Consider the following 24,949-nt stretch of genomic DNA (forward strand, 5'->3'; position numbering starts at 1 on the left):
GTCACCTTCGGCAGCCCGACGCCCAATTCTGTACCGAGCGGTGCGGAACTGCTATCGTCGAGTTCTGCACCGACCGGTACAGATTTCTATAGAGGTGAAGGCATGGGACAGTTCGAAGGCAAGACCGCCGTAGTCACCGGCGGCGGAACGGGGATCGGCCTGGCCACCGCCATCCGGCTGGCGGACGAGGGCGCGCACGTGTTCATCACCGGCCGCCGGAAGGCGGTCCTCGACGCGGCGGTCGAGCGCATCGGCGGCCCGGCGGCGGCGACGGCCGTGCAGGGCGACATTTCCGACCCGGCCGACCTGGACCGGCTCTACGCCGCGGTCCGGGAGCGGGGCCGGGGCCTGGACGTGCTGTTCGCCAACGCCGCCGCCGCGTCGTTCGCGACGCTGGAGCAGGTCACCGAGGAGCACTTCGACGAGACCTTCGGCGTCAACGTGCGGGGCACCCTGTTCACCGTGCAGAAGGCGCTGCCGCTGCTCAACGACGGCGCCTCGGTGATCCTCAACAGCTCCGTGCGCGCCGGTGACGGCGTCGCGGCGTTCGGCACGTACGCGGCCTCCAAGGCGGCGATCCGGTCGTTCGCCCGGACCTGGGCCAACGAGCTCAAGGACCGCAACATCCGGGTGAACGCGATCTCCCCGGGCACCATCGACACCCCCGGCCTCGACGGCGTGGTCGCGGCGGAGGACACCCCCGTCACCAAGGCGGATTTCGCCGCCGCGGTCCCGCTCGGCCGGATCGGGCGCCCGGACGAGGTCGCCAACGTCGTGGCCTTCCTCGCTTCCGACCAGGGCAGCTTCTTCCTCGGCGCCGACCTGGTCGTCGACGGGGGTGAAGTGCACCTCTGACGTCCAGGGGTCGTGGCGCTAGAGTGGCGGGCATGGAGTGCTTCGCCGCCGGGCGTACCCGTAGCTGAGGGCCGGCTCACCGCAGACACGATCGCCGTGAGCAGGCCGACCGCTGCCCTCATGCCCCCTCGGGCATCAGCTCTCAGCCTGAAAGGCGCACCTCCATGCGTATTCGCCCGTTCGTTCAGCCCGATCTCGCCCGGCTCGTCGAGCTGACCATCGAGACGTTCCGGCCGTTCTACGAGGATCACTTCCGCCCGCTGGTCGGCGACGTCATCTTCGCCAACCAGCACGGCGCCTGGCGCGAGGACTATCGCGCGCAGGTCGCCGGGCTGCACGACCCGTCCGGGCACCAGTACGTCGCCGTCGCGGAGACGGACCACGCCATCGCCGGCTACGTGGCCTGGAGCGTCGACCCGGCGCGTAGGAACGGCGCCATCTCGCACCTCGCCGTCGCCGCGGAGCACCGCCGGCACGGCACGGGCGTGGCGCTGTGCGAGCACGCCTTCGCGGACATGCGGGCCCGCGGGGCCGAAGTAGTCGAGATCGGCACCGGAGGCGATCCCTTCCACGCCCCCGCCAGGGCGCTGTACGAGAAACTGGGATGCACGGCGCTGCCGGTCACCTACTACTACCGGCAGCTCTGATGGCCGGGTTCGAGGTCTCAGCTCACCGTGATCCCGGTGATGGGGGAGCCGGGCGGTAGGTCGCGTACCTGCTCGTGGATCTGGCCGGCGATGTTCAGCCCGACCACGAAGTCGATCTGCCCCAGGTTGTCCGCACTCACCTCGCCCCCGAGCACCGGCGGGCGGGTGAAGTCGTACACCTGATCGGCGGCCAGGCTCAGCCCGCGCTGCGCGGCCTCCCGTGCGAGGCCCGCCAGCAGGTAGCGCTCCTGGCCGTCGACGGTGTTCAGCTCCGCCTGCACCGCGTCGGCGTCCTCCCACGGCCGGGTGAGGCTGCCCTCCATCGCGTCGAGCCACCAGAAGCCGTCCTCCGCCCGGAGGATCACGTCCCCGAACAGCGACGCGAGCACGGGCACCTTGCCCTCCAGGCCGATCCAGTGCCACGACTCCAGAGCCTGCTCGAACTGTTCCTCGGTGAAGACCTTCGTCAATTCCATCCAGACATCCAACCGCATGGCACTTCCTTCCATCTGGCCAGGTCAGACGTCGTACCAGGCGGCCCTAACGGGGTGCCAGGATCCGCAGTTGCAACATCGCCGCGAAGCGCTGCTCCGGGTCCTCCAGGTCGATCTCGCCCACCTCGGCGACCCGCTTGAGCCGGTAGCGCAGCGTGTTGGGGTGGATGAAGAGCGCGGCGGCCGCCTTGCCCACGTCGCCGAGCGCGTCCAGCCAGGCCTCCAGCGACCGGACGAGGCCGGCGTTGTTGCGCTCGTCGTACTCCATCAGGCGGGCGATCGCGCCGACCAGCCGCTCGCCGCGCGCCGCCGCGAGGTCGCGCAGTTCCAGGACGAGGGCGAGCGTCTGGACGTCGTCGAGCCTGGCCACCCGGAGAGCGGTGTGGCCCTCCCGCATCACCCGGAGTACCCGGTCGGCCTGCGTCTTCCCGTGGACGATGCCGCTGATGTCCGGCCCCGCGGCGGCGACCGCGACGATGGCGGGAAGGCTGCCGCCGACCCGGTCCACGAAGTCGGAGGCCAGGCGTACGGCCCGCTGTTCCGGGCTGCTGGTGGGGACGATCACGGGCAGCAGGCCGTACACGGTGCCGCCGACGGCCGCCACGGCGGCGGACGGCACCGCCGCCGACAGGTGGACCGACAGGGCGTCCGCGAGCCGTTCGAGCTCGGCGGCCCTGCCGTGGTCGGCCCAGGCGTGGTCGGCCCAGGTATGGTCGTCGCCGGTGAGCAGGGCCGCGCTCACGACGACGAGGGTCCGGCCGGACAGGCCGAGGCGCGCGAGCGCGTCCCGCGCGCCCGCGCCGCCTTCCAGGACCGTCGCCATCAGGTCGGCGCGCAGCCGCCGCCGGACGTCGGCGCCGGCGCGGATGCGCAGCAGGTGCAGCGCGACCAGTTTCGAGGCGTCGAGCAGGGCGTTCGTACGCTCGCTGTCGAGGTCGCCGTCCATGGCGGCCCAGATCGAGCCGAGGATCTCGTCGCCGGCGCGGACCGCGATGGCCACGCGCTGCACCGTCATCCCGTCGTAGCCGAGATCCTGCGGCGTGACGACGACCGGCCGCTGGGAGCGGTAGAGGTCGCGGAAGACGCCCAGCTCCGTCAGCCGGGTGGCGTACCGTTCCGGGACCTGCCGGCCGATGACCGTCTCGACGCGGGAGGCGTCCGCCTCGTCCTGGCGGCCGGAGAAGGCGAGCACGCGGGAGTTGCGGTCCTCGATGGTGATGGGGGCGTCGAGGAGCGCGGCCACGGCGTTGGCCACCGCGAAGAGGTCGCCGGACGGGAGCCCGCCCAGGGACTCGTGCTCGTGCTCGCCGACGTCCCCCTCCGCGAGCATCGACCGGATGAGCGCGGTGAGCTGCGCCCACGTGGCGCCCCGGCGCAGGCCGATCAGCGCGACGCCGCTCTTCCCGACCGCCTCCCGCACCTCCGGGGTCAGGGCGACCGGCGCCCGGACGACCAGCCCGACCGCGTCGTGGTCGCCGAGCGTGCCGAGCAGCCGGGGGAGCGTGTCGCCGGACGGGTCGACGCCGATGCCGAGCACCAGCGAGCGCGGCCCGAGCACGGGTTCGTCGAGCGGGTCGTAGATGACGAGTCCGCTGATCTCTTCACGCTGGTCGACGTCACCGGCGACCAACTCGAGCAGGGTGGTCCCCAGGTCGTCCAAGACCCGGCCCAGGCTGGCACGGGGACGCTGGCTCACCCCCCGCAGTATAGGAGGCCGAGCCGTACGGTCCGATCGTCCGACGATCAGAGGACGATCCACTCGACGGACCTGGTCACCGAGTCGAGCACCTCCGGGACCGGCGTGACCCCCAGCCCAGGGCCGGTGGGCACCGCGATGTGGCCGTCGTCCAGGACGATCGGCTCGGTGATGTCGGTGCGGTAGAAGCGGTCGGAGGCCGAGACGTCGCCCGGCAGCGTGAATCCGGGCAGGCCGGCCAGGGCGACGTTGGCGGCGCGGCCGAGGCCCGTCTCCAGCATGCCGCCGCACCAGACCGGCAGCCCGTTCGCCACGGCCAGGTCATGGATCCGCCGGGCCTCCAGGTAGCCGCCGACCCGGCCGGGCTTGATGTTGATGATCTGGCAGGCGCCGAGCGTGATCGCGGCGGCGGCGGTCTGCGCCGAGACGATGGACTCGTCGAGACAGATCGGCGTCGCCAGCCGCCGCGCCAGCGTGGCATGGCCGAGGACGTCCTCCTCCTCCAGCGGCTGCTCGATCAGGAGCAGGTCGAACTCGTCGAGCTTGGCCAGGTGGCGGGCGTCGCGGAGCGTGTAGGCGGTGTTGGCGTCGACCTGGAGCAGCACGTCCGCGCCGAAGCGCTCGCGCACGGCGGCCACCGGGGCCAGGTCCCAGCCCGGCTGGATCTTCAGCTTGACGCGCACGTACCCGGCGTCCAGGTAGCCCTCGACGACGGTCAGCAGCTGCGGGATCGAGTCGTGGATGCCGACCGACACCCCGCTGGGGACGCGGTCGCGGACGGCGCCGAGCTCGCGGGCGAACGAGCGGCCGAGCGCGCGCAGCTCCGCGTCGAGGACCGCCATCTCCAGGGCGGCCTTGGCCATGCGGTGCCCCTTGATCGGGTGCGTGAGGCCGGCGATCGCGGCGGCTCCCGAGCGGGCGATCGCCGCCTGGCCCTCGGGGGAGGAGAGCCTGGGGAGCAGGTGGTGGCGGAGCACGTCCACCTGGGAGCCGACGTACTCGCTGGAGTAGAGCGGGTCGGTGAGGGCGACGCACTCGCCCCAGCCCTCGGCGTCGTCCGTGACGGCCTTGAGCAGGAGGATGTCCCGCTCGGTCTGCGTGCCGAACGAGGTCCGGAACGGCGACACGAGCGGCATCGAGACGCGGCGAAGTTCGATGCCCCGCAGTTTCATGAGGGTCTCCGGGTGGGTTCCAGATCGGTGCCCGCGAGCTCGACGAGGTAGCCGAGCTCGCGGTCGTAGTCGACGACGCGGCCACCGGCGGCCATCAGCGGCTCCAGCTCGTCGCGGAGCCGGGGGCGCCAGCTCCGGGCGGCGGCCGCGTCGTGGACGCGCAGTGCCTCGATGTCGGCCGGCGCCGCGACCCGCCTGCTCGACGGGCCGCCGGCCGGCCGTTCGCAGGGCGTTCCCGAGCAGGCGGCGCGGACCCGCGGCGAGAGCAGTTCCCAGCGCACCAGGAGCCGGTCGGTGTCGTCGCCGCCGTTGATCGCGTCGTGCATCGCGCCGTAGAAGTTGGGGAGGTACTCCACCGGCAGCGCGCCCAGCTTGACGATGTTGAAGTAGGCGTTGCGGCTGACCAGCGGGTCGAAGGTCCACTCGACCGCGACGATGCCGCGGGCGAGCGCCCACGCGCGCTGGTGGAGCTTGAGCGCCATCCCGATGCCGCGGCCGGCCAGCCCAGGCGCCACCCCGGCGATGTGGCTGTGCAGGGTGCGGGCCGCCGGCTCCTCGTGGAAGCCGATGCAGACCCCGACCAGCCGGTCGCCGTCGTACGCGCCGGCGACGTAGTTGCCGGCCTTCGTCAGCGCCCGCAGGAACTCCACCGTGATCAGGGGGTTCTCGGGGCGGCCCCAGATCTCCACGAGCAGGGCGATCACGGCGTGAGCCTCGTCGAGGTCCCTGAGCTCCCGGACCGCCACGCCCGCCTGCGCGGCCCATCGCGCCGCGTCGTGCGCCGCCAGGCCGACGGCCGAGGCCTCGATGCTCAGGCCCGGCCCTCCAGCAGCCTCGATGCTCATGCCGGCGCCTCCAGGAGTTCGGCGATCAGCTCGCGCAGCAGCACCGTGCGGTCGAGCAGCCGGCCGGCGAGGACGTGCTCGTGGTCGGCGTGCGCGCCGCCGCCCACCGCGCCCAGGCCGTCGAGCGTCGGGGTGCCCACGCCGGCGGTGAAGTTGCCGTCCGAGGCGCCGCCGACGACCGTGCCGGTGACCGGCGGCAGGCCCAGCCGGGCCGCGACGGCCGCCGCCCGCTCGAAGAGCGCCCGGCTCGCCGGCTCCTCCAGCGGCGGCCGGTTGACGCCGCCCGCGATCTCGATCACGGCGCCGGGCGCGGCCGGCGTCAGCGCGTGCAGCGCCCGGTCGACCCGCAGCTGCTCGGCGTGGGTCCAGGCCCGTACGTCGACCGCGAACGAGCCGTACGCGGACACCGTGTTCGACGTCGTGCCCGCGCTCATCACGGTCGGGGTGACGGTCGTGCCGGCCGCCGGGTCGCCCAGGGCGTTCACCGCGAGGGCGAGGCGGGACAGCTCGATCGTGGCGTTGACGCCCTTCTCCGGCTCCAGCCCGGCGTGGGCCGCGCGGCCGGTGACGCGCACCTCGTACAACGACACGCCCTTGCGGCCCACCTTGAGCGCGCCGCCGTCGGCCGATGCCTCCAGCACGAGCGCCGCCCGCGAGCGGCGGGCCTCCTCCTCGATCAGCGCGCGCGAGGTGGGCGAGCCGATCTCCTCGTCCCCGGTCACCAGCAGGGTGACGCCGGTCCGCACGGGCAGGTCGGCGACGGCGTGGACGGCCATGACGAGCCCGGCGAGCATGTCGAAGCAGCCGGGGCCGCGGACCACGCCGCCGGCCAGCTCGTACGGGCGGGCCGCCAGAGTGCCGAGCGGCCAGACCGTGTCGTGGTGGGCCAGGAGCAGCACGTGGCGGTCGCCGTCGCCGAAGCGCCACCGCAGGTGCGAGCACCCGCCGATGGTGATGCGTTCCGGTTCGGCGCCGAGCCGGGCCGACCCGATCCTGGCCACGAGGCCGGCCGACCTGGCGACCGCGGCGTGATCGGAGGAGGGCGACTCGCACTCGACCAGCTCTCTGAGGTCGGACAGGAGCGACTGCAGGCTGAGGGAGCCGCGCGAGGTAACCGGCACGGTCAGCCGAGCTTCCTGGGGGTCGCGCGGGCGCCGTAGTGGACGTACTCCTCGCCGCTGGGCAGCGAGTAGAACGTCACCGGAGCCCACGACTCCATGCCCTCGGGGCGGACGGCGTACATGCCCGGGGAGACCGGGATCAGCTCGTACGTCTCCACCTGCTCGCCTTCGAGCTTCGCCAGCGGGCCCATCAGCGTGGTGCGCAGGGTCGGCTTGCCGTCCTGCTCGAACACCTCCATGCGCACCGACTCGCGCTCGTACGTGCCCGCGTACGGCGCCAGGTCCGTCGTCACCGGCTCGGCCGGCGGCTCGAACGGCGCGGGCAGCCGCACCCCGGTGAGCTCGCCGAAGATCTCGTCGTAGAGGCCGGCGTAGAGATCGCGGGTGCTGCCGCCGTTGGTGAGGAGCGCGACCGCGACGCCGGCCTCCGGCAGCACGCGCAGGAACGCCGCCTGGCCGATGGTGTTGCCGTCGTGGCCGTAGGCCCGGTGGCCGTTCCAGTCGCAGCGGAACCAGCCGAGGCCCCACGAGTCGCCGAGCAGGTGCTTCTCGGGGCAGTCGGTCTGGTACGCCGACATCGCCGCGGTGCTCTCCTCGCTCAGCACGCGCGTGCCGTCGGCGGCGAGCCCGCCGGACAGGTGCATCCGGGCGAAGGCCAGCACGTCGGCGACGGTCGAGGTGATCAGGCCCGCCGGGCCGACCGAGCGCGGCAGCCCCCACACCGGCGCGACCACGGGCTCCTCGCCGCCCTTGACGTGACCCATCGCGTGCGCGAAGACCATCGCCTCCTCCGGCAGGGTCGTGGTGTGGGTCAGGCCGAGCGGGACGAAGAGCTGGTCCTTGATCGCCTGGTCCCAGGTCTTGCCGGTGACGACCTCGATGATCCGGCCGAGGAGCGAGTAGCCCGCGTTGCAGTAGGACCAGGTGGCGCCGAGCGGGTGATTCTGCGCGGTGTCGGCCAGCAGCGCGACGTACTTCTCCAGCGTGTCGTCGCCCCGGCCGGTGTCGGTGAACAGGTCGCCGTCGATGCCGCTGGTGTGGGTGAGCAGGTGCCAGACGGTCACGGCCGCGGTGATCTCCGGGTCGCGCAGCGCGAACCCGGGGACGATCTTCGCCACGGGGGTGTCGAGGGCGAACCTGCCCTCGTCCACCAGCTGCATGATCACGGTCGCGGTCCACACCTTGGAGATGGAGCCGATCTGCCAGACCGAGTCGGTGCCGGCCGGCTGGCCCGTGCCGGCGTGCAGCACGCCCGTCGCCGCGGTGACGAGCTCTCCGCCGTCGGCGCCGAGCCGGAGTATGCCCAGCTGGGCACCGGGGACGCCGTGCTTCCGCACGAGCTCGTCGAGGCGGCTCTGCCAGTGGGCCTGGTCGATGGCGCTGGTCATGTCTGCTCCTTCAGGATCGAGGTGGGAGGCGTCGTGCCTGTGTCGCTGGATGTCCGGCGCCCCGCTCCGGGGAGCGCGGCGAGGAGGTGGCGGGTGTACTCGTGCCGGGGCGCGCCGAGCACCTGCGCGGTGGGGCCGTGCTCGACGATCTCCCCGTCGTGCATCACGGCCACGCGGTCGGCGACGTACCGGACGACCGCCAGGTTGTGGGAGATGAACAGCATGGACAGGCCCAGGTCGCGCCGCATGTCGCGGACGAGGTTGAGCACGGCGCCCTGGACGGAGACGTCGAGCGCCGAGGTGATCTCGTCGGCGAGGATCACCTCGGGCCGGGCGGCGAGCGCCCTGGCCAGCGCGACGCGCTGACGCTGCCCGCCGGAGAGGCGCCCGGGCAGGTCGCCGGCCCGGGCCGCGTCCAGGTGGACCAGCGCGAGCAGGCGCGTGATCTCCTCCTGGCGGGCCTGCTTGCCGAGGCGTTCCGGCAGGGCCTCCGCGATGCTCTCGCCAGCGGTCATGCGGGGGTCGAGCGAGGAGTACGGGTCCTGGAAGACCATCTGCACCGGGCGCGCGCGGCCCCGGCCCGGCACCGGCCGGCCGTCCAGCAGGATCCGGCCGCCGGTCACGGGCGCCAGGCCGACGGCCGCCCTGGCCATGGTCGACTTCCCGGAGCCGGACTCGCCGACGAGGCCCACGATCTCGCCGTCGCCGACCTCCAGGCTGACGTCCTTCAGCACGGTGTGCGAGCCGTACCGGACGCGGACGTCGTGGAAGCCGAGGACGCTCATGCGGTCACCTCCTCGGTGCGGGCGGGAAGGGGCTGCCCGGCCTTGTGGCACGCCACCCGGTTGCCCGCCGGGTCGGCCTCCAGCACGGGCTCGGCCGACCTGCAGTGGTCGTCGGCGAGCGGGCAGCGGGCCGCGAAGGCGCACCCGGCCGGCACGTGCGCGGGATCGACCGGCAGCCCGGGGATGACGGCGAGCGGCCGGGTCAGGTCGGTCTCCATGTCCGGCACGGCCGCGACGAGCGCCCGCGTGTACGGGTGCCTGGCCAGCGTCCGCAGGCCCTGCGCGGGCAGCTCCTCGACGATGCGGCCCCCGTACATGACGAGCACCCGGTCGCACACGTCGGTCACGACCGAGACGTCGTGGCTGATGAGCAGGAGGGCGGCGCCGGTGTCGCGGCGCACCTCGGCGAGCAGGCCGAGGACCTGCTGCTGGACCGTGACGTCGAGCGCGGTGGTCGGCTCGTCGGCGATGATGAGCCGAGGCGTCCCCATCAGCCCCATGCCGATCATCGCCCGCTGGCGCATGCCCCCGGAGAACTCGAAGGGGTGCTGCCTGGCGCGCCGTTCGGGCTCGCGGATCCTGACCGCGCGCAGCCGGTCGACCGCCCGGGCGAACGCCGCCCTGCGGCTCAGGCCCTGGTGGAAGCGGCTCACCTCGGCCAGCTGCGGCCCCACCCGGTGCGCCGGGTTGAAGGACGTCATCGGGTCCTGGAACACGACGGCCAGCGACGTGCCGAGGCGCCTGCGCAGGGACGCGGTGTCACCGGCGGCCAGGAGGTCCTCACCGGCGAAGGCCAGGTGGCCCGCTTCGACGCGGATCGGCTCCTCGATGAGCCTGGCCACCGCCAGGGCCGTCATCGACTTGCCCGAGCCGGACTCGCCGACGACGCCGACGGCCTCGCCTTCCCGGACGGCGAACGTGACGCCGCGTACCGCGTGGATGGGCCGCCGGGCGCCGGGGATCGTCACCCGCAGGTCGTCCACCGACAGGAGCGCGCCCTCGGCGGGCTGTGTCGCGGCGGGCGCGCGGGTCCCGGCGGCGGCGGCCCGGATCCGTCCCCGGCGGGCGGTGCCGGTGACCTCGCCGAGGCCGAAGGCGGTCGCCAGGGCCTCGCCCGTGAGGTTGAACGCCAGCCCCGCGACGATGACGGCGAAGCCGGGCCCGAGCGCGGCCAGGGGGTTGGTGTAGATGCCGTTGAGCCCGTCCTGCATGAGCTTGCCCCAGTCGTAGGACGGGGCCTGGACGCCCAGTCCCAGGAACGAGAGCCCGGCGAACGACAGCAGCACCCCGCCGGCGCCCATCGTCGCGTTGACGATGAGCGGCTCGGCGATGTTCGGCAGCACGTGGCGGCGCAGGATGCGCAGCCGGCTCACGCCCGCGATCCGGGCCGCGGCGATGTAGTCCCGCTCCGAGACGCCGGCGATGAGCGTGTGACACAGCCGCGCGAACGACGGCGCCCCGGCGAGTCCCACCGCGAGCGCCGCGCCGCGCTCGCCGACGCCGAAGACGACGGCGAAGAAGAGCACGAGCAGCAGCCCGGGGAAGGCCACCAGCACGTTGACGGCCCAGGTGACGACGCGGCCCAGCCGCGGCCCGGCCAGCATCGGCGCCGCCCCCAGGACGAGGCCCAGCACGATGCTGATCGCCGTCGCCCCGAGCGCCAGCAGGATCGAGAGCCGGGTGGCCACCAGCACCCGGTAGAAGAGGTCCCGGCCGAGGTTGTCGGTGCCGATCCAGTGCTCGGCCGACGGGCCGGCGAGCAGGTTGCCCGTGTCGACGACCGTGGCCCGCTCGCCCCACAGGATCGGCCCGAGCACGGCCACCGACAGCACGATGACCAGCAGGCCGAGGCCGGCCAGGCCCACGGGACGGCGCAGGAGGTGTGCCGCTCGCATCTCAGGCGGCTCCGATCGTCGAACGGGGGTCGAGCAGCGCGAGCAGCACGTCCACGAGGGTGTTGATGAGCAGGACCCCGACGCCGTAGACCAGGACGGTGCCCTGCACCAGGGGATAGTCCTTGGCGACGATCGAGGAGACGATCGTGGAGCCGAGACCTGGCCAGGCGAAGACGTTCTCCACCAGCACCGTCCCGGCCACGAGGGAGCTCAGCAGCATGCCGCCGAGCGTCAGGCTCGCCGTCACGGCGTTCGGCAGGGCGTGCACGAGCTGCACCCGTACGGGGGTGAGCCGCTTGGCCCGCGCCGTCCGGATGTAGTCGGCCTCCATCACGGCGAGCATCTCGACGCGGACGATGCGCGAGAGCACCGCGGCGGGGCCGATCGCCAGCGCGAGCGTGGGGAGCACGTAGGAGTCGAGGCCTTCGAGGCCGGCCACCGGGAAGAGCCTGGTCTGCACCGCCAGCAGGTAGACGAGCCCGACGGCGAGCAGGAAGTCGGGGATGGCGCTCAGCAGGACGCTCGTCCCCGTGAACGCCAGCTCCGTGCGCCGGCCCTTCCCCCGCCGCGTGATCACCGCCATCAAAACGCCCACCGGCACGGCGACGACCAGCGCCAGGACGAACGCGGCCACGGCCAGCTCCACCGTGGCCGGCAGCCGCTGGCCGATCATCTCGCCCACGGGGAGCCTGCTGGTGATCGAGACGCCCAGGTCTCCCTGGAGCAGGCGCCCGAGGAAGCCGGCGTACTGCTGCCAGAGCGGGTCGAGCAGGCCCAGCTCCTCCTTCGTGGCCTGCACCAGGTCGGCGGGGGCGGTCGGCCCGAGCGCGGCCCGTACCGGATCGCCCGGGATCAGGTGGATCATCAGGAACGAGGCGGTCACCAGGACCCAGAGGCCCAGCAGCAGCCGTCTCGTCCGGCGGAGCGCGAAGCGGAACCACGGGTGCGACCACAGCCCTGCCGCCCGGCCGCTGAGGCCGGGCGCGGCCGTCGTCGGGGTCTTCATCGTCAACCGAGCATCCGGATGCTGGTCGGGACGATGCTGCCGATGATGGAGAGCTTCGCGCTCTTGACGAACGTCGGGACCACGTTGTTGGCGAACGGCACCACGTCGGCCGCCTTGAAGAGCGCCTGCTCGGCGGCGAACCAGTCCTTGCAGCCCTCGGCGCCGTTCGCCTTCATCGCCTTGGTCGCGGCGGCGAGGTAGCCGGCGTTGTCGATGGAGGCGAAGTTCGTGCCCTTCGGGGCGGTGGTGCCGGAGACGAACGGCATGACCTGGTCGGGGGTGCTGACGTTGAGCGGCAGCCAGACGATGTCCCAGGCGCCGGTGCCGAAGACGGCGCCGGACGCCTCGGTCTGGGTCTGCTGCTTGGCCGTGACCTCGACCCCGACCGCCTTCCACGCCGCCACCGCCAGCTCGGCGGCGGCCCCTCCGCCGGTGCCGAGCGAGTTCGGGTAGATGAAGGTGAGCGAGAGCTTCTTGCCGTCCTTGGCGCGGATGCCGTCCGGGCCCTTCGTCCAGCCGGCGGCGTCGAGGGCGGCCCCGGCGGCGGCGACGTCGAAGGACGGCACGTGGCCGGTCACGGCGTCGCCGGAGCAGCCGAGCGGCTCCAGCGCGGCCAGCTGGGTCGGCGGCGCGCCCTTGCCGGAGGTCAGCGCGACCTGGAGCTGCTTGAGGTCGAGCGCCTGGGTCAGCGCCATGCGCACGGCCGGGTCGGCGGTGGCGTGGCCGTCGCCCTGGTTGTACCACTGCTCGCCGATCAGCGCCTGCATGCCCACGGACTCCAGGCCCGCCCCGGCCAGGCGGTCCGCGTCCGGGCCGGTGATCTGGACGGCGTTGATGGTGCCGGCCAGCAGCTCGTTGGCGGACGTGGTCTCATTCGCGACGATCTTGACGACCACCTTGGCCGGCATGCCCGCCTCGGCCGTGGTGGCGCCGCCGGGGCCCCACGTGTACCCCTTGCGCAGCTCGTAGGTGTACCGGGTTGACGGGACGGCCTCGGTGAGGACGTACGGGCCGGTGCCGTTCGTCCCGGCCTTGAGGGTGGAGCGGTCCTTCATGCCGGCGTCGCACACCATCGGCAGGTTCGCCAGCGCGGTCAGCACGAACGGGGCCGGCGCGGCGAGCTTGAGGGTGACCGCCGAACCCGAGGCGGTGGCGGTCGTCCCGGCCGGGATGAATACCCCCAGGAACGGGCTCTTGTTGTCCGGGTTCACCACGTACGTGATGTTGTCGACCACTGTCTGCGCCGTGAACGCCGAGCCGTCGGCGCAGGTGATCCCGTCCTTCAGCTGCAAGGTGACCGTGGTGCCGTCGACGGTCCACGACGAGGCCAGCTGCGGCTGGATCGAGCCGTCCTTGGCGACGGCCACCAGGTTGTCGTAGGCGTACTGCGTCAGGCCGAACAGGGCGCTCGTCGCCGACCCCTGCGGGTCGAGGGCGCCCGGGTCCGAGGCCAGGTTGAGCGTGAAGGTCTTGCCGTTGGCGTAGGCGGTGGAGGCGCCCGGCGCGGCGGGATCGGGCGCGCCGCCGCCACAGGCGGCCAGCCCGACCGAACCGGTCAGCGTCAGGGCGAGCGCCGCGAGGGCCCTCGTGCGGGTGGGGGTCATGCGGGGTCCTAATTCCGGAGGGGTGAGCGGTGGATCTCAGGCGCGGGCGACCACACGGCCGTAGTGGATGTACTTCGCCAGGCCCGTGTCGTCGCGGCCGATGAAGGCGAAGACGGGGTGGATGCCGCGGATCGGCTCGAGCGAGATCAGCGAGTCGCCCTCGAAGGCCACGAGCCGGGCGCGCATCGGCTTCTCGCCGATCTCGGCGATGATGTCCTTGGGCACCCGGTCGAGCCAGATCGCGCCGCCGGCGTCCTGGCTGACGGTGATGTCGTAGATCGTGTCGGAGTAGCGGCCCAGGTAGGGGGTGGGGTCGATCGTCCTGGGCTCGGCCGGCGGCACCGGGCGGCCCGGCAGGGTGACGCCGGTGAGCTCCTTGAGCAGGTGCGCCAGCACGTCGGTGAAGATGCCGAAGACGTCGCCGCCGTTGGTCAGCAGCGCGATCGCGACGCCGTGCTCGGGCGCGACCCGGAGGAAGGCCGCCTGGCCGATGGTCCCGCCGTCGTGGCCGACGACGGTCTGCCCGTCGTGCTCCTCGATCTCCCAGCCGAGCCCCCACGCGGTGCCCATGCCGGCGAGCCGGGGCAGCTTCACCTGCGGCTGCCACATGGCGGCCGCGGTGCCGGGCCCGAGCACGGCGGAGCCGTCCGGCGCGGCGCCGTCGGCCAGGTGCATGGCGATGAAGGCGAGCAGGTCGCGCGGGGTCATGGCGAGCATCGAGCCCGCCGGCGCGTTGGAACGGGCGAGCGCCCAGGCCGGCGCCGGCACCGCCGCGCCGTCCTCACCTGGCACGTGGCCGACGGCGGCACGGTGCAGGATGGCCTCGTACGGGCTCGGCGCGACGTGCGTGAGCCCGAGCGGCGCGACCAGCCGCTCGGTCAGCACCTCGTCGAACGGCTTGCCGCGCAGCACCTCGACCAGGCGGCCGAGCACCACGAAGCCGGTGTTGTTGTAGGAGAAGACCTCGCCCGGCGCGAAGAGCTGCGGGATGTCGTGGATCGAGGCGAGGTACTTCTCGACCGCGTCCTCGCCCCGGCCGGTGTCGGTGAAGATGTCGCCCTCGAAGCCCGCGACGTGGCACAGCAGCTGCCGGATGGTGATCGCGGCGGCCGCCGCCTCGTCGCCGACGCGGAACTCCGGCAGATACGCGCGCAGCGGCGTGTCGAGGCCGACCAGGCCCTCGTCGACCAGCTGCATGACCAGCGCGCTGGTCCAGAGCTTGGTGATCGAGCCGATCTGGAAGACCGAGCCGGTGGTCGCCTCCACGCCGGTGGCCCTGCTGAGGACACCGCCGGCGGCGGTGAGCACCTGGCCCTGGGTGAGAACGGCGACCGAGGCTCCCGGTACGCCGCGCTCGGCCACGATCCGTGCGAAGTGTTCGTCAAGCCAGCTCTGTACGGTTTCCGGCGACATCATGCCGCTGAGGCTAGAAGGCGACCCCGGTCGCCGTACTCAGCCGATCGGACAACCCGGCCTGGTGGAGGCTGTTCGATCCGACAACGGCCCTCCGGCGGCAGCTTCTGACGGAGGGCGGCCCGGACCGCCGGGCCGCCCCTGAACGTCAGCGCTGCAGGGTGAGCAGGCCCGGCCGGTAGGGCAGCAGGCCGTAGTCGCCGCCGGAGCTGGGGCTGCGTCCTTGGTAGAGGAGTTGCAGGTTACAGGGATCGACGGTGAAGGTCTGGTCCGCGCTGGTGCGGATCAGCTCGCCGTGGCTGATGTCGTTGGTCCAGGTGGCGCCGCTGTTGGCCTTGCCGGCGAACGGGTTGCTCTCGGTGGCGGCCTGGGGCGTCCACGAGCCGTTCAGGCTGGTGGCGGTGAAGGAGCGGAAGTAGCGGCCCTGGGAGCCGATCGCTTCGACGATCATGAGGTACTTGTTCTGGCCCTGGAGCTTGTAGACCTGGACGGCCTCGAACAGGTTGTTGGTGGTGTCGCTCATGATCACGGTGGAGGTGCTGCCGAAGCTGCCGGGGAAGTTGCCGATCGGCATGCTCGCCCGGTAGATCTTGCCGTTGTCGCCGGCGAAGAACAGGTACATGTTCGTGCTGTCACCGATGAGCGTCTGGTCGATGGGGCCGGTGCCGGAGCCGGAGATGCTGCCGGAGAAGAGCACCTGCTGCGCGGACCAGCCGTTCGGGTTGGTCGGGTCGCTGGAGGTGCGGTAGGAGAAGGCGGTGCCGCCCCACTGGTAGGCCAGCACCCAGATGTTCCTCGGGGCGAAGTAGAACAGCGTGGGGGCGACCGTGGAGTTGGTCATCGCGTTCTGGCTGGCCGAGGCCATCTCCGACCAGTTGGAGAAGAGGCCGAAGTTCATCGAGCCCCACCTCGTGCCCGTGTCGTGCGTGGTGGCGTAGACGAGGTGGCGGCCGTTGTAGGGGGCGACGGTGAAGTCCTTGAGCGAGACCCAGCCCGACCTCGGGGTCGCCAGCACGCCGGTCGACGACCAGCGGTAGGAGGAGGGGAGGTCGCACTGGCCGGGGTTACCGGTGCCGCCGTCCACCCGGACGAGCTGCCACTGCTGGTTGTTGCCGCCCCAGTCGTCGTACTGGACGATGTTGGCGCCGTCGCTGGTGGAGGCGCCCTGGACCTCCAGGGCCTTGTTGCTGTGGCGCGAGATGAGCCGCACGTGGCCGTCGGAGCTGTCGGCGAGCCTCCATTGCTGGTTGGTGCCGTTGAGGTCGGTCCACTGGACGATCGCGCCGCCGTTGGCGGTCGAGAAGTTGTAGACGTCGAGGACCTTGCCGGAGTGGCGGGACTTGAGGCGGTAGTAGCCGCCGCCGGAGTCGACGAACTGCCACTGCTGCTGGTTCTGGTTGTTGCGGGTCCACTGGGTGATGCGGGCGCCGTCGTTGGTGGCGAGGTTGTAGACGTCCAGGGCCTTGCCGCTGTTGCGGTTGACCAGGACGTACCAGGCGTTGGTGTCGACGGTGGCCGCGCCGGCGGGCTGCGTGGCGACGAACAGGCTCGCCAGTAAGGTGGCCACCGTCGCCACGACGGACAGGGGTCTGAATCTCACATCGGTGCCTTTCGATCAGGGAGTGGTGAGGTCGAAGCGGCGCACGGTGACCGCGCCGCCGAGTGACCGGGTGGCGTAGTTGAAGATCCCGAAGCGGTAGCCCATGAAGAACTGCCAGGCGTTGTTGAGCGTGAACGCCGGGCCGAGGCCGACGAAGGTGCTGCCGTCTGTGCTGTAGGAGAAGCGGGCCTGCCTGCCGGAGCCCGGGCGGATGTCGGCGTTGACCCGCAGCCAGATGCGGCCTCCTGAGATGTTCGCGCCTGCCGCCTCGGTGCCGGTGCCGGTCGTCTGCCACGAGCTGTTCATGGTCAGGCCGTTGGTCATCACGACCCGGTTGACGCCGTTGTCGCGTTTGACGCCGATCCACGCCGACTGGTCGCGGAGCATGGCCAGCCCGGCGCGGTCGCCGTCGGCCAGCTGGGAGTAGTCGAGTTCGATCGTCGCCGTCGAGGACGGGCCCTGGATGCGGTGGGTCAGCGTGTTGCGGGCGTTGTAGAGGTCGTTCGTGACGGTCGCGGTCTGCAGGCGCAGGCCGTTGCCGGTGGAGAAGCGGCTGGTGTCGGGGTTGTGGTTCCACTCCCAGCGGTGGCCGAGGCTGCCCGAGGTGAAGGCGTCGGGGCCGATCATGGGCGCGACGGTGCGGCTGGTCTGGATGTTCGGCTTGGGGTAGGTGGCTCCCCAGGCGCCGTTGACGGTCTGGAGGGTCGGCCAGTCGCCGCTCCAGGTGATCGGCGCGAGCGCCGGGACGCGGCCGCCGGGGTAGGCGTCGACGAACGACATGTAGTACCAGTCGCCGTTCTGGGTCTGGACGAGGCCGCCCTGGTGGGGGACACCGCCGCCGGAGATGGGGCCGGGCAGGTCGAGCAGGACCTGGCGCATCTCGTACGGGCCCCACGGCGAGGTGGAGCGGAGCACGTACTGGCCGTTGGCGGGGCGGGTCAGCCAGATGTAGTAGTAGCCGTTGCGCTTGTAGAAGCGGGCGCCCTCCAGGGTGCCGACGCTGCTCGGGGTCTGGAACACCTGCTGGGCGCGCACCTGGCCGAGCCCGTCGGCGGAGAGCTGGGCGACGCTGATGGTGCCGTTGCCGTAGGCGACGTACATGGTGTCGTCGGTGTCGATCAGCAGGCCGGCGTCGTAGTAGCAGTTGTTGATCTGCGAGCGCTTGGTCCAGGTGCCGTCCACGGCGGAGGCGGTGTAGACGTAGGTGCGGTTGAACTCGACGCAGCCGATCCAGTAGTAGGTGCTGTTGCTGGGCCGGTAGTTCAGGGTCGAGGCCCAGATGCCCTTGACGTACGCCCGGCCGCCGCTGAGGTCGTAGGCGGCCGAGCCGAAGTCGAGCCTCGGGACCGAGTGGCCGGCGTACTCCCAGTCGACCAGGTTGTAGGAGCGCAGGATCGGCGCGCCCGGGGAGTAGTGCATGGTCGAGGCCGAGTAGTAGTAGGCGTCGCCGACCCGGATGATGTCGCCGTCGGCGAAGTCCTGCCACACGACCGGGTTGGTGTAGGAGCCGCCGGTGCCGGTGGTGACCGGGACGAGCTGCCATTGCTGGTTGGCGCCGCCCCAGTCGTCGTACTGGACGATGTTGGCGCCGTCGGCGGTGGAGGCGTTCTGCACTTCGAGGGCCTTGCTGCTGTGGCGGTTGATCAGGCGGACGTGGCCGCCGTCGGAGTCGGCGAGCCTCCATTGCTGGTTGGTGCCGTTGAGGTCGGTCCACTGCACGACGGCGCCGCCGTTGGCGGTGGAGAAGCCGGAGACGTCGAGGACCTTGCCGGAGTGGCGGGACTTGAGGCGGTAGTAGCCGCCGCCGGAGTCGACGAACTGCCACTGCTGCTGGTTCTGGTTGTTGCGGGTCCACTGGGTGATGCGGGCGCCGTCGTTGGTGGCGAGGTTGTAGACGTCCAGGGCCTTGCCGCTGTTGCGGTTGACCAGCACGTACCAGGCATTCGTGTCCACGGTCGCGGCCGACGCCTGGGGTGTGAGGAAGACGGTCACGAGCAGCAGGGACGAGATGACCGCGAGCACGCGTCTCACAGGAACCTCCAGAGGTTGGCGTTCGCGCCGTTGTCGTCGGCGAGCACGACCTGCGCGCCCTGCGAGGTGCCGGCCAGGCCGAGGACGCGGCCGCCGTTGGCGCACTGGATGCGGAAGGTGGCGCCCGGCCCGTAGCGCAGGCGCCAGCGGTGGTCGGCGGTGCCGTTGTCGGCCCACTGCACGACGCGCGACCCCGCCGCGGTGCCCATGCTCTCCACGCCCAGCACCTTCTGGCTGTGGGAGTTGCGCAGCCGCAGGTAGCCGCCCGTGTCGGCGATCGCCGTCCACAGGTGGTCGGCGGTGCCGGTGTCGCCCCACTGGACGACGAGCGCGCCGTCGGCCGTGGACATGCCGGTGACGCCGAGCACCATGCCGGTGCCCGCGTTCTGGATGCGCCGCGTGCCGTTCGGCACGAACCGCCACTGGTTGTCCGGGCTGCCGTTGTCGGAGTCCTGCACCACCTGGGCGCCGTTGGCGGTCGAACCGTTCTGGACGCCGAGCAGCTTGGAGCTGTGCACGTTGCGGATCTTGACGGAGCCGTCGCCGGCGTCGGTGACCGTCCAGCGGTGGTCGGCGGTGCCGGTGTCGCCCCATTGGAGCACCCGGGCGCCGTCGGCCGTGGACATGTTCTCGACGCCGAGCACCTTGCCGCTGTGCACGTTGCGGAAGCGCAGGGCGGTGCCGTCCACGACCGGGATCCAGTCGTGGTCGGCGGTGCCGTTGTCGGTCCACTGCAGGGCCAGGCCGCCGTCGGCGGTGGACATGTCCCGGATGCCGAGGGCGAGCCCGCTGGCCGCGTTGACCAGCCGGAAGCTCGCCGCGCCGCCGCCGGTGTTCCAGTAGACGACGTAGTTGTGGCCGTGGGCGTCGTAGAACGGGCGCAGGTTGACGGACGCGCCGCTCGCGGTGGCGGTGAAGGCCAGGGACGAGGTGCTGGTCCGGGTGATCGAGGAGGGGGTCAGGGTCGGGGCCGAGGACAGGCTCGTGTCGCCGTAGTCGCCGGACAGCACGACCGGGCCGTAGGTGACGGCCTGCACGCCGGGGTTGTCGTTGGCGGCCCTCATGACCACCCGCATGGGCAGCCGTACGGTCACGGTGTCGCCCGGCGTCCACGATCGGGTGAGGTCGGCGTAGGTGCCGGGGGTGGTGGCGAGGTCCTGCTGGGCTCCGTTGACGCTGATCGTCGCGCCCTGGGTCCAGGACGGGATGCGGATGCGCATCGTCCACGATCCGCTCGCGTTGCCGGTGACCTGGAGCGAGGTGGTGTCGCCGACCGGGTAGGAGGTGGTCTGGGTGACGGTGATGCCGCGCCGGCTCCAGTCGAGGGTGGAGGGCACGAACAGGTTCACGAACAGCGTGGTGCCGTTGTGGAAGTAGATCGAGTCCATCAGCTTGGTGTTGGTCTCGATCCCGGTGCCCTGGCAGCACCAGAAGGAGTTGTAGTCGGTGCTCCAGGTGCCGCCGCCCCAGGCCGGGCCGACCCCTCGCCGCCCGCCGGGGTTGAGCGGGGTGAAGTAGGTGACGTGCCCGCGCGCGTCGGCCGGGTTCTGCTGCCCGATGAGGTGGTTGAGCAGGGCGTTCTCGTAGTAGTCGAAGTAGTCGGCGCGCGACGGCGACAGCAGCCACAGCTCCCGGGTGAGCTTGAGCATGTTGTAGGTGTTGCACGCCTCGCCGGTGTCCCTGGCCAGGTGGGCGGCGATCGCGTTGGGGGCGCGGAAGTGCTCGGCCTGGCTGTTGGAGCCGTTGACGTACGTGTGCGCGCCGACCGTGATGGACCAGGCGTTGGCGGCGATGTCGCGGTAACGGGTGGTGCCCGTCGCCTTGTACTCCCGGGCCGCCCCGATCCACTTGGGCACCTGCGTGTTGGCGTGCAGTCCGTTGAGCCGGTCCTGGTTCGCGGCCAGCGGGTCGAACACGGCGGCGTGGTCGAACCGCTGGGCCGTGGCCAGCCAGCGGGAGTCGCCGGTCAGCTGGTACAGGTCCGTCAGCACGGCGTTCATGCCGCCGAACTCGGTGCCGAGCATGGCCTGCATCTGGCTCGTGCTCAGCCGTGACGTGCGGGCGTCCACCCACCCCGCCAGGGCCAGCAGGACGGTCCTGGCCTGGTTGCCGCCGATCAGCCGCCAGACGTCCAGCAGCCCGGCCAGGGTCTTGTGGATGCAGTAGTACGGCACGTTGCCGTTGCTCAGCGTGCGGTTCTCCACGGCCGTGATGTCCGACTCCGGGAAACCGGACAGGTATCCGCCGCTGAACCCGGCGGCGCCGTTGTTGGCCTGGCACTTGGCCAGCTCGGCCACCATGTAGGTGGCCTTGTCCCGGCAGGTGGTGTCGCCGAGCACCGCGTACGCCTGCGCCCACGCCGTCAGGAAGTGGCCCTGCATGTGGGACCGGAACGGGAAGCTCGGCGCGTCCCAGCCGCCGTTGGCCGCCGCGCCGCCGGTGGACAGGCGGTGGTTGGCCCGGAAGACGTACAGCAGCCGGTCGACATCGACGAAGCGCAGATAGCTCAGCGTGCGGTTCTGGTTGTCCAGCCAGCGGCCGGAGGTCAGCCGGACCTGGCCGAGGTCGAACTCGTAGGCTGACACGCCGAGGTCGGGCCTGGCCCAGGGGAGCGCGGCCAGGGCGGGGGACGCGCCGGCCACCTGGCCGGTGACCGAGAGCGCGGCGGTGGCTCCAGTGGCCTGAAGGAACTGACGACGGCTCAAGGACATGTGGACTCCTTGGCTTCCCTAGGTGGTGTTAGCGATAACAATCAGTCGATGACGTCACCGGGGACCTCACGTCCCGCCGGTCGGAGGAGCTGATCGAGCCGGATGCGCGGGGAACCGGCCGCACCGGTGACGGACGGCGCGGCTGTTGCCCGGACGGCCTTGCGAACTGCCTGCGGCTCAGGACCACGGGATTCCCTTCGGAGGCGACGAGCTTATTGTTAGCGCTAACAATCGCGGTGCGGTGAGGGCGTTGTCGCGGAGTACATCCGACGGTTCGACCTGGCGTCAACGAGGGGGAGCCCCTGCCGACCCGGGCGCTGCCGCCGGAACGCCTTCTCGCCTGGAGTTTCGTCTCCATGGAGATCACGGCGCACCGCCCGTGCCTGTGAAAGTTTCACAGAAGGCGCCGCTTGGCAACAGATAACTTGCGAGAGATCCGAGGTTAAGTTGCTGAGAGTCGCGGATGCGGTGATGTGCCCGCACTGCCCGGACGGCAGGTCCTCCTGGTCGCTGAGGGCGATTCGCGCCCGTTCGCCCAGGCCGGTCCGGGCGGTGTCGCGCCGTTTCTGATCTGGTGAAACGCACACGCCGGCGGAGCGTGCGGCGCCGCTCGCCGTCGTCCGCGGTGGCGGCGGCACCGAGCCGCAGTCGCCGTACGAACGGGTTGATCTTAGTTAAGTTTCTTCGGGCGAATGGTTGACGAGCCGCGTCAGAGGCCCTTACCTTCCTCCAGGAAGTCGGCCGAGACCTCGTTCACACCACCCCCGTCACAGCGGAAGCGCTCTCGTGCCAGAGGCCGCCCGCGACCCTCTAGGGAACGAGAAGCGAGATGTCCGATCTATCGCGAAGGCAAGTACTGAGATTCGGCGCGGCCGGTGCCGGAGCCGCGATGGTGCCGCTGCCCTGGACGGCCGCCGCCCGGGCCGCCTCGGCGCCCCCCGCGGAGGTGCGCGCCGCGAACGACCTGGCCCTGTGGTACGACGAGAGCGCCGGCACGGACTGGCTGAGAGCGCTGCCGATCGGCAACGGCCGCCTGGGCGCCATGGTGTTCGGCAACGCCGGCACCGAGCGGCTGCAGCTCAACGAGGACACCGTCTGGGCGGGCGGCCCCTACGATCAGAGCAACCCCCGAGGGGCGGCGGCGCTGGGGCAGATCCGGCAACTGGTCTTCCAGAACCAGTGGGACCAGGCGCAGGCGCTGATCGACCAGAACATGCGCGGCACCCCCGCCGGCCAGCTCGCCTACCAGACCGTCGGTGACCTGCGGCTCGCCTTCGGCAGCACCACCGGCGTCTCGGAGTACAACCGGTACCTGGACCTCACCACGGCGACCACGGCCGTGTCCTACCTGCAGAACGGGGTGCGCTACCGGCGCGAGGCGCTGGCGAGCGCGCCGGACCAGGTGATCGCCATCCGCCTGACCGCCGACAGGCCCGGCTCGATCACCTTCTCCGCGACGTTCGACAGCCCGCAGCGGACGACGCGCACCAGCCCGGACGGGACCACCGTGGCACTCGACGGCATCTCGGGCGACATGGAAGGCGTGGCCGGCTCCGTCAGGTTCCTCGCCCTGGCCCGGGCCGTCGCCGAGGGCGGCACTGTCACCAGCTCCGGCGGCACGCTGCAGGTGCGCGGCGCCGACAGCGTGACGGTGCTGATCTCCATCGGCTCCAGCTACCTCGGCTTCCGCGATGTCAGCGGCGACTACCAGGGCATCGCCCGGCGCCATCTCGACGCCGCGGCCGGCCGGGCGTACGACGACCTGCGCGGCCGGCACCTCGCCGACTACCAGCGGCTGTTCGGGCGCACGACGCTCGACCTCGGCCGCACCGCGGCCGCCGACCAGCCGACCGACGTGCGGATCGCGCAGCACGCGAGCACCGACGATCCGCAGTTCTCGGCGCTGCTGTTCCAGTTCGGCCGCTACCTGCTGATCTCCTCCTCGCGGCCGGGCACCCAACCGGCCAACCTGCAGGGCATCTGGAACGATTCGCTGACGCCGGCGTGGGACTCCAAATACACCATCAACGCCAACCTGCCGATGAACTACTGGCCGGCCGACACCACGAACCTGGCGGAATGCTACGAGCCGGTGTTCAGGATGATCGACGACCTCGCGGTCAGCGGCGCCCGTACGGCCCGGGTGCAGTACAACGCCGGTGGCTGGGTGACCCACCACAACACCGACGCCTGGCGGGGGACGTCGGTCGTGGACGGCGCGTTCTGGGGCATGTGGCAGACCGGCGGCGCGTGGCTGGCCACCCTGGTCTGGGACCACTACACCTTCACCGGCGACCTGGAGTTCCTCCGGCGGCACTACCCGGCCATGAAGGGCGCCGCGCAGTTCTTCCTCGACACCCTCGTGCAGGAACCGAGCCTCGGCTATCTGGTCACGAACCCGTCGAACTCCCCCGAACTGGCCCACCACGCGGGTGTCAGCGTCTGTGCCGGCCCCACGATGGACAACCAGATCCTGCGTGACCTGTTCGACGGCTGCGCCAAGGCCGCTCAGGCGCTCGGCGTCGACGCCGACCTCCGGACGCGCGTCCTGGCCGCCCGGGATCGGCTCCCCCCGATGAAGACCGGCTCGCGCGGCAACATCCAGGAGTGGCTGTACGACTGGATCGAGCCCGAGACGAACCACCGGCACGTCTCCCACCTCTACGGCCTGCACCCCAGCAACCAGATCACCAGACGCGGCACCCCGGCCCTGTACAACGCCGCGCGGCGCACCCTCGAACTGCGCGGCGACGACGGCACCGGCTGGTCGCTCGCCTGGAAGATCAACTACTGGGCGCGCCTGGAGGAAGGCGGCCGGGCGCACGCGCTGCTCCGCCTCCTGGTGCGGACGGACCGGCTCGCGCCGAACCTGTTCGACCTGCATCCCCCGTTCCAGATCGACGGCAACTTCGGCGCCACATCCGGCATCGCCGAGATGCTTCTGCACAGCCACACCGGCGAGCTGCACGTGCTGCCGGCCCTGCCGCCCGCCTGGCCGAACGGCAAGGTGCAAGGTCTCCGGGGACGCGGCGGTTACACCGTGGACGTGACCTGGAGATCCGGCGCGGCCACCGAAGTCCTCGTCACCTTCGACCGCAACGCGACGGTCAACGTCCGCAGCCGCTCGTTCACCGGGACCCTCCAGGTGACCGACACCACGACCAGCGGCACCGTCACCGTCACCAGACCCGAGCCTGACGTCATCACCCTGACCGGCCAGGCCGGCCGCACCTACCGCACCACGGTCTCCGCCCCACCGGCCACCACCTACGTCCGCGTCGCCAACGTCACCACCGGCCTCGTCCTGGACAGCGGAGGCAACGTCGCCTCCGGCTCGAACCTCAAGCAGTGGAACTGGGACGGCAGCACCAACCTGCAGTGGCAGCTCGTGGACCTGGGCAGCGGCTGGTACCGCATGGTCAACCGCACCAACGGCATGGTCATCGACAGCTGGGGCAACACCGCCAACGGCGCCGTCGCCCGGCAGGCGGCGTGGAACGGCGGCGACAACCAGCAGTGGCGCCTCAACGCGGTGAGCGGCGGGCGTTACCAGATCATCAACCGGGGCACGGGGACCGCTCTGGACGGGATGGGCAACGGCACCGCCGGCTCCACCGTGGCGATGTGGGCGCCCAACAGCAGCACCAACAACCAATGGACCATCACGCCGGTGTGACGGCCGCCCC

The 24,949-nt window shown here is 71.6% G+C and carries 17 protein-coding genes; 3 read left to right on the top strand and 14 right to left on the bottom strand.

Features of this window, described 5'->3' with window-relative positions; translation table 11 throughout:
* Positions 1–102: 102 nt before the first annotated feature.
* Together HD593_RS25710 and HD593_RS25715 are read left to right on the top strand one after the other, a co-directional pair.
* Positions 103–855 (top strand): SDR family NAD(P)-dependent oxidoreductase, encoded by a 753-nt coding sequence (locus tag HD593_RS25710; RefSeq protein ID WP_185104658.1) that lies wholly within the window; start codon positions 103–105, stop codon positions 853–855.
* 164 nt (positions 856–1,019) lie between these two features.
* On the top strand, positions 1,020–1,502 hold the full coding sequence (locus tag HD593_RS25715) for a GNAT family N-acetyltransferase (protein ID WP_185104659.1): 483 nt from the start codon (positions 1,020–1,022) through the stop codon (positions 1,500–1,502).
* 17 nt (positions 1,503–1,519) lie between these two features.
* Here the strand turns inward: HD593_RS25715 and HD593_RS25720 are convergent, their stop codons facing one another.
* The 14 genes from HD593_RS25720 to HD593_RS25785 form a co-directional block, all read right to left on the bottom strand.
* Positions 1,520–1,996 (bottom strand): T6SS immunity protein Tdi1 domain-containing protein, encoded by a 477-nt coding sequence (locus HD593_RS25720; RefSeq protein WP_185104660.1) that lies wholly within the window; start codon positions 1,994–1,996, stop codon positions 1,520–1,522.
* 46 nt (positions 1,997–2,042) lie between these two features.
* The gene (locus HD593_RS64505) at positions 2,043–3,692 is read right to left on the bottom strand and encodes a PucR family transcriptional regulator (protein WP_221524953.1); all 1,650 of its coding nucleotides are present in this window, start codon (positions 3,690–3,692) and stop codon (positions 2,043–2,045) included.
* A 47-nt stretch (positions 3,693–3,739) separates the two neighbouring features.
* Positions 3,740–4,864, bottom strand: coding sequence for an o-succinylbenzoate synthase (menC, locus tag HD593_RS25730; RefSeq protein ID WP_185104661.1), 1,125 nt, complete (start codon positions 4,862–4,864; stop codon positions 3,740–3,742).
* Positions 4,861–5,709, bottom strand: coding sequence for a GNAT family N-acetyltransferase (locus HD593_RS25735; RefSeq protein WP_221524954.1), 849 nt, complete (start codon positions 5,707–5,709; stop codon positions 4,861–4,863). Before HD593_RS25735 ends, menC begins: the two co-directional genes overlap by 4 nt.
* Positions 5,706–6,830, bottom strand: a complete 1,125-nt coding sequence (locus HD593_RS25740) for a M20 family metallopeptidase (RefSeq protein ID WP_312903704.1) — start codon at positions 6,828–6,830, stop codon at positions 5,706–5,708. Before HD593_RS25740 ends, HD593_RS25735 begins: the two co-directional genes overlap by 4 nt.
* A gap of 2 nt (positions 6,831–6,832) precedes the next feature.
* Positions 6,833–8,218 (bottom strand): serine hydrolase domain-containing protein, encoded by a 1,386-nt coding sequence (locus tag HD593_RS25745; protein WP_185104662.1) that lies wholly within the window; start codon positions 8,216–8,218, stop codon positions 6,833–6,835.
* Positions 8,215–9,003 carry an ABC transporter ATP-binding protein gene (locus tag HD593_RS25750; protein WP_185104663.1) on the bottom strand — a complete coding sequence of 263 codons (789 nt, stop codon included), beginning with the start codon at positions 9,001–9,003 and terminating at the stop codon, positions 8,215–8,217. Before HD593_RS25750 ends, HD593_RS25745 begins: the two co-directional genes overlap by 4 nt.
* The gene (locus HD593_RS25755; protein WP_185104664.1) at positions 9,000–10,898 is read right to left on the bottom strand and encodes a dipeptide/oligopeptide/nickel ABC transporter permease/ATP-binding protein; all 1,899 of its coding nucleotides are present in this window, start codon (positions 10,896–10,898) and stop codon (positions 9,000–9,002) included. The genes HD593_RS25750 and HD593_RS25755 overlap by 4 nt, the downstream gene beginning before the upstream one ends.
* 1 nt (position 10,899) lies before the next feature.
* Positions 10,900–11,904, bottom strand: coding sequence for an ABC transporter permease (locus HD593_RS25760; protein ID WP_185104665.1), 1,005 nt, complete (start codon positions 11,902–11,904; stop codon positions 10,900–10,902).
* Positions 11,905–11,906: 2 nt separating this feature from the next.
* Positions 11,907–13,508: an ABC transporter substrate-binding protein gene (locus tag HD593_RS25765; protein ID WP_185104666.1), complete on the bottom strand. Its 1,602-nt coding sequence runs from the start codon at positions 13,506–13,508 to the stop codon at positions 11,907–11,909.
* 36 nt (positions 13,509–13,544) lie between these two features.
* Positions 13,545–14,924, bottom strand: a complete 1,380-nt coding sequence (locus tag HD593_RS25770) for a serine hydrolase domain-containing protein (protein WP_185104667.1) — start codon at positions 14,922–14,924, stop codon at positions 13,545–13,547.
* A gap of 145 nt (positions 14,925–15,069) precedes the next feature.
* The gene (locus tag HD593_RS25775; RefSeq protein ID WP_312903706.1) at positions 15,070–16,521 is read right to left on the bottom strand and encodes a non-reducing end alpha-L-arabinofuranosidase family hydrolase; all 1,452 of its coding nucleotides are present in this window, start codon (positions 16,519–16,521) and stop codon (positions 15,070–15,072) included.
* A 15-nt stretch (positions 16,522–16,536) separates the two neighbouring features.
* Positions 16,537–18,552 (bottom strand): family 43 glycosylhydrolase, encoded by a 2,016-nt coding sequence (locus HD593_RS25780; RefSeq protein WP_221524955.1) that lies wholly within the window; start codon positions 18,550–18,552, stop codon positions 16,537–16,539.
* Positions 18,549–21,263 (bottom strand): beta-L-arabinofuranosidase domain-containing protein, encoded by a 2,715-nt coding sequence (locus HD593_RS25785; RefSeq protein ID WP_185104668.1) that lies wholly within the window; start codon positions 21,261–21,263, stop codon positions 18,549–18,551. Before HD593_RS25785 ends, HD593_RS25780 begins: the two co-directional genes overlap by 4 nt.
* A gap of 889 nt (positions 21,264–22,152) precedes the next feature.
* Between HD593_RS25785 and HD593_RS25790 the strand changes: the two genes are divergently transcribed.
* The gene (locus tag HD593_RS25790; RefSeq protein ID WP_246546717.1) at positions 22,153–24,939 is read left to right on the top strand and encodes a glycosyl hydrolase family 95 catalytic domain-containing protein; all 2,787 of its coding nucleotides are present in this window, start codon (positions 22,153–22,155) and stop codon (positions 24,937–24,939) included.
* The last annotated feature ends 10 nt before the right edge of the window (positions 24,940–24,949 follow it).

Source organism: Nonomuraea rubra, from assembly GCF_014207985.1.
GTDB classification, from domain to species: Bacteria; Actinomycetota; Actinomycetes; order Streptosporangiales; family Streptosporangiaceae; genus Nonomuraea; species Nonomuraea rubra.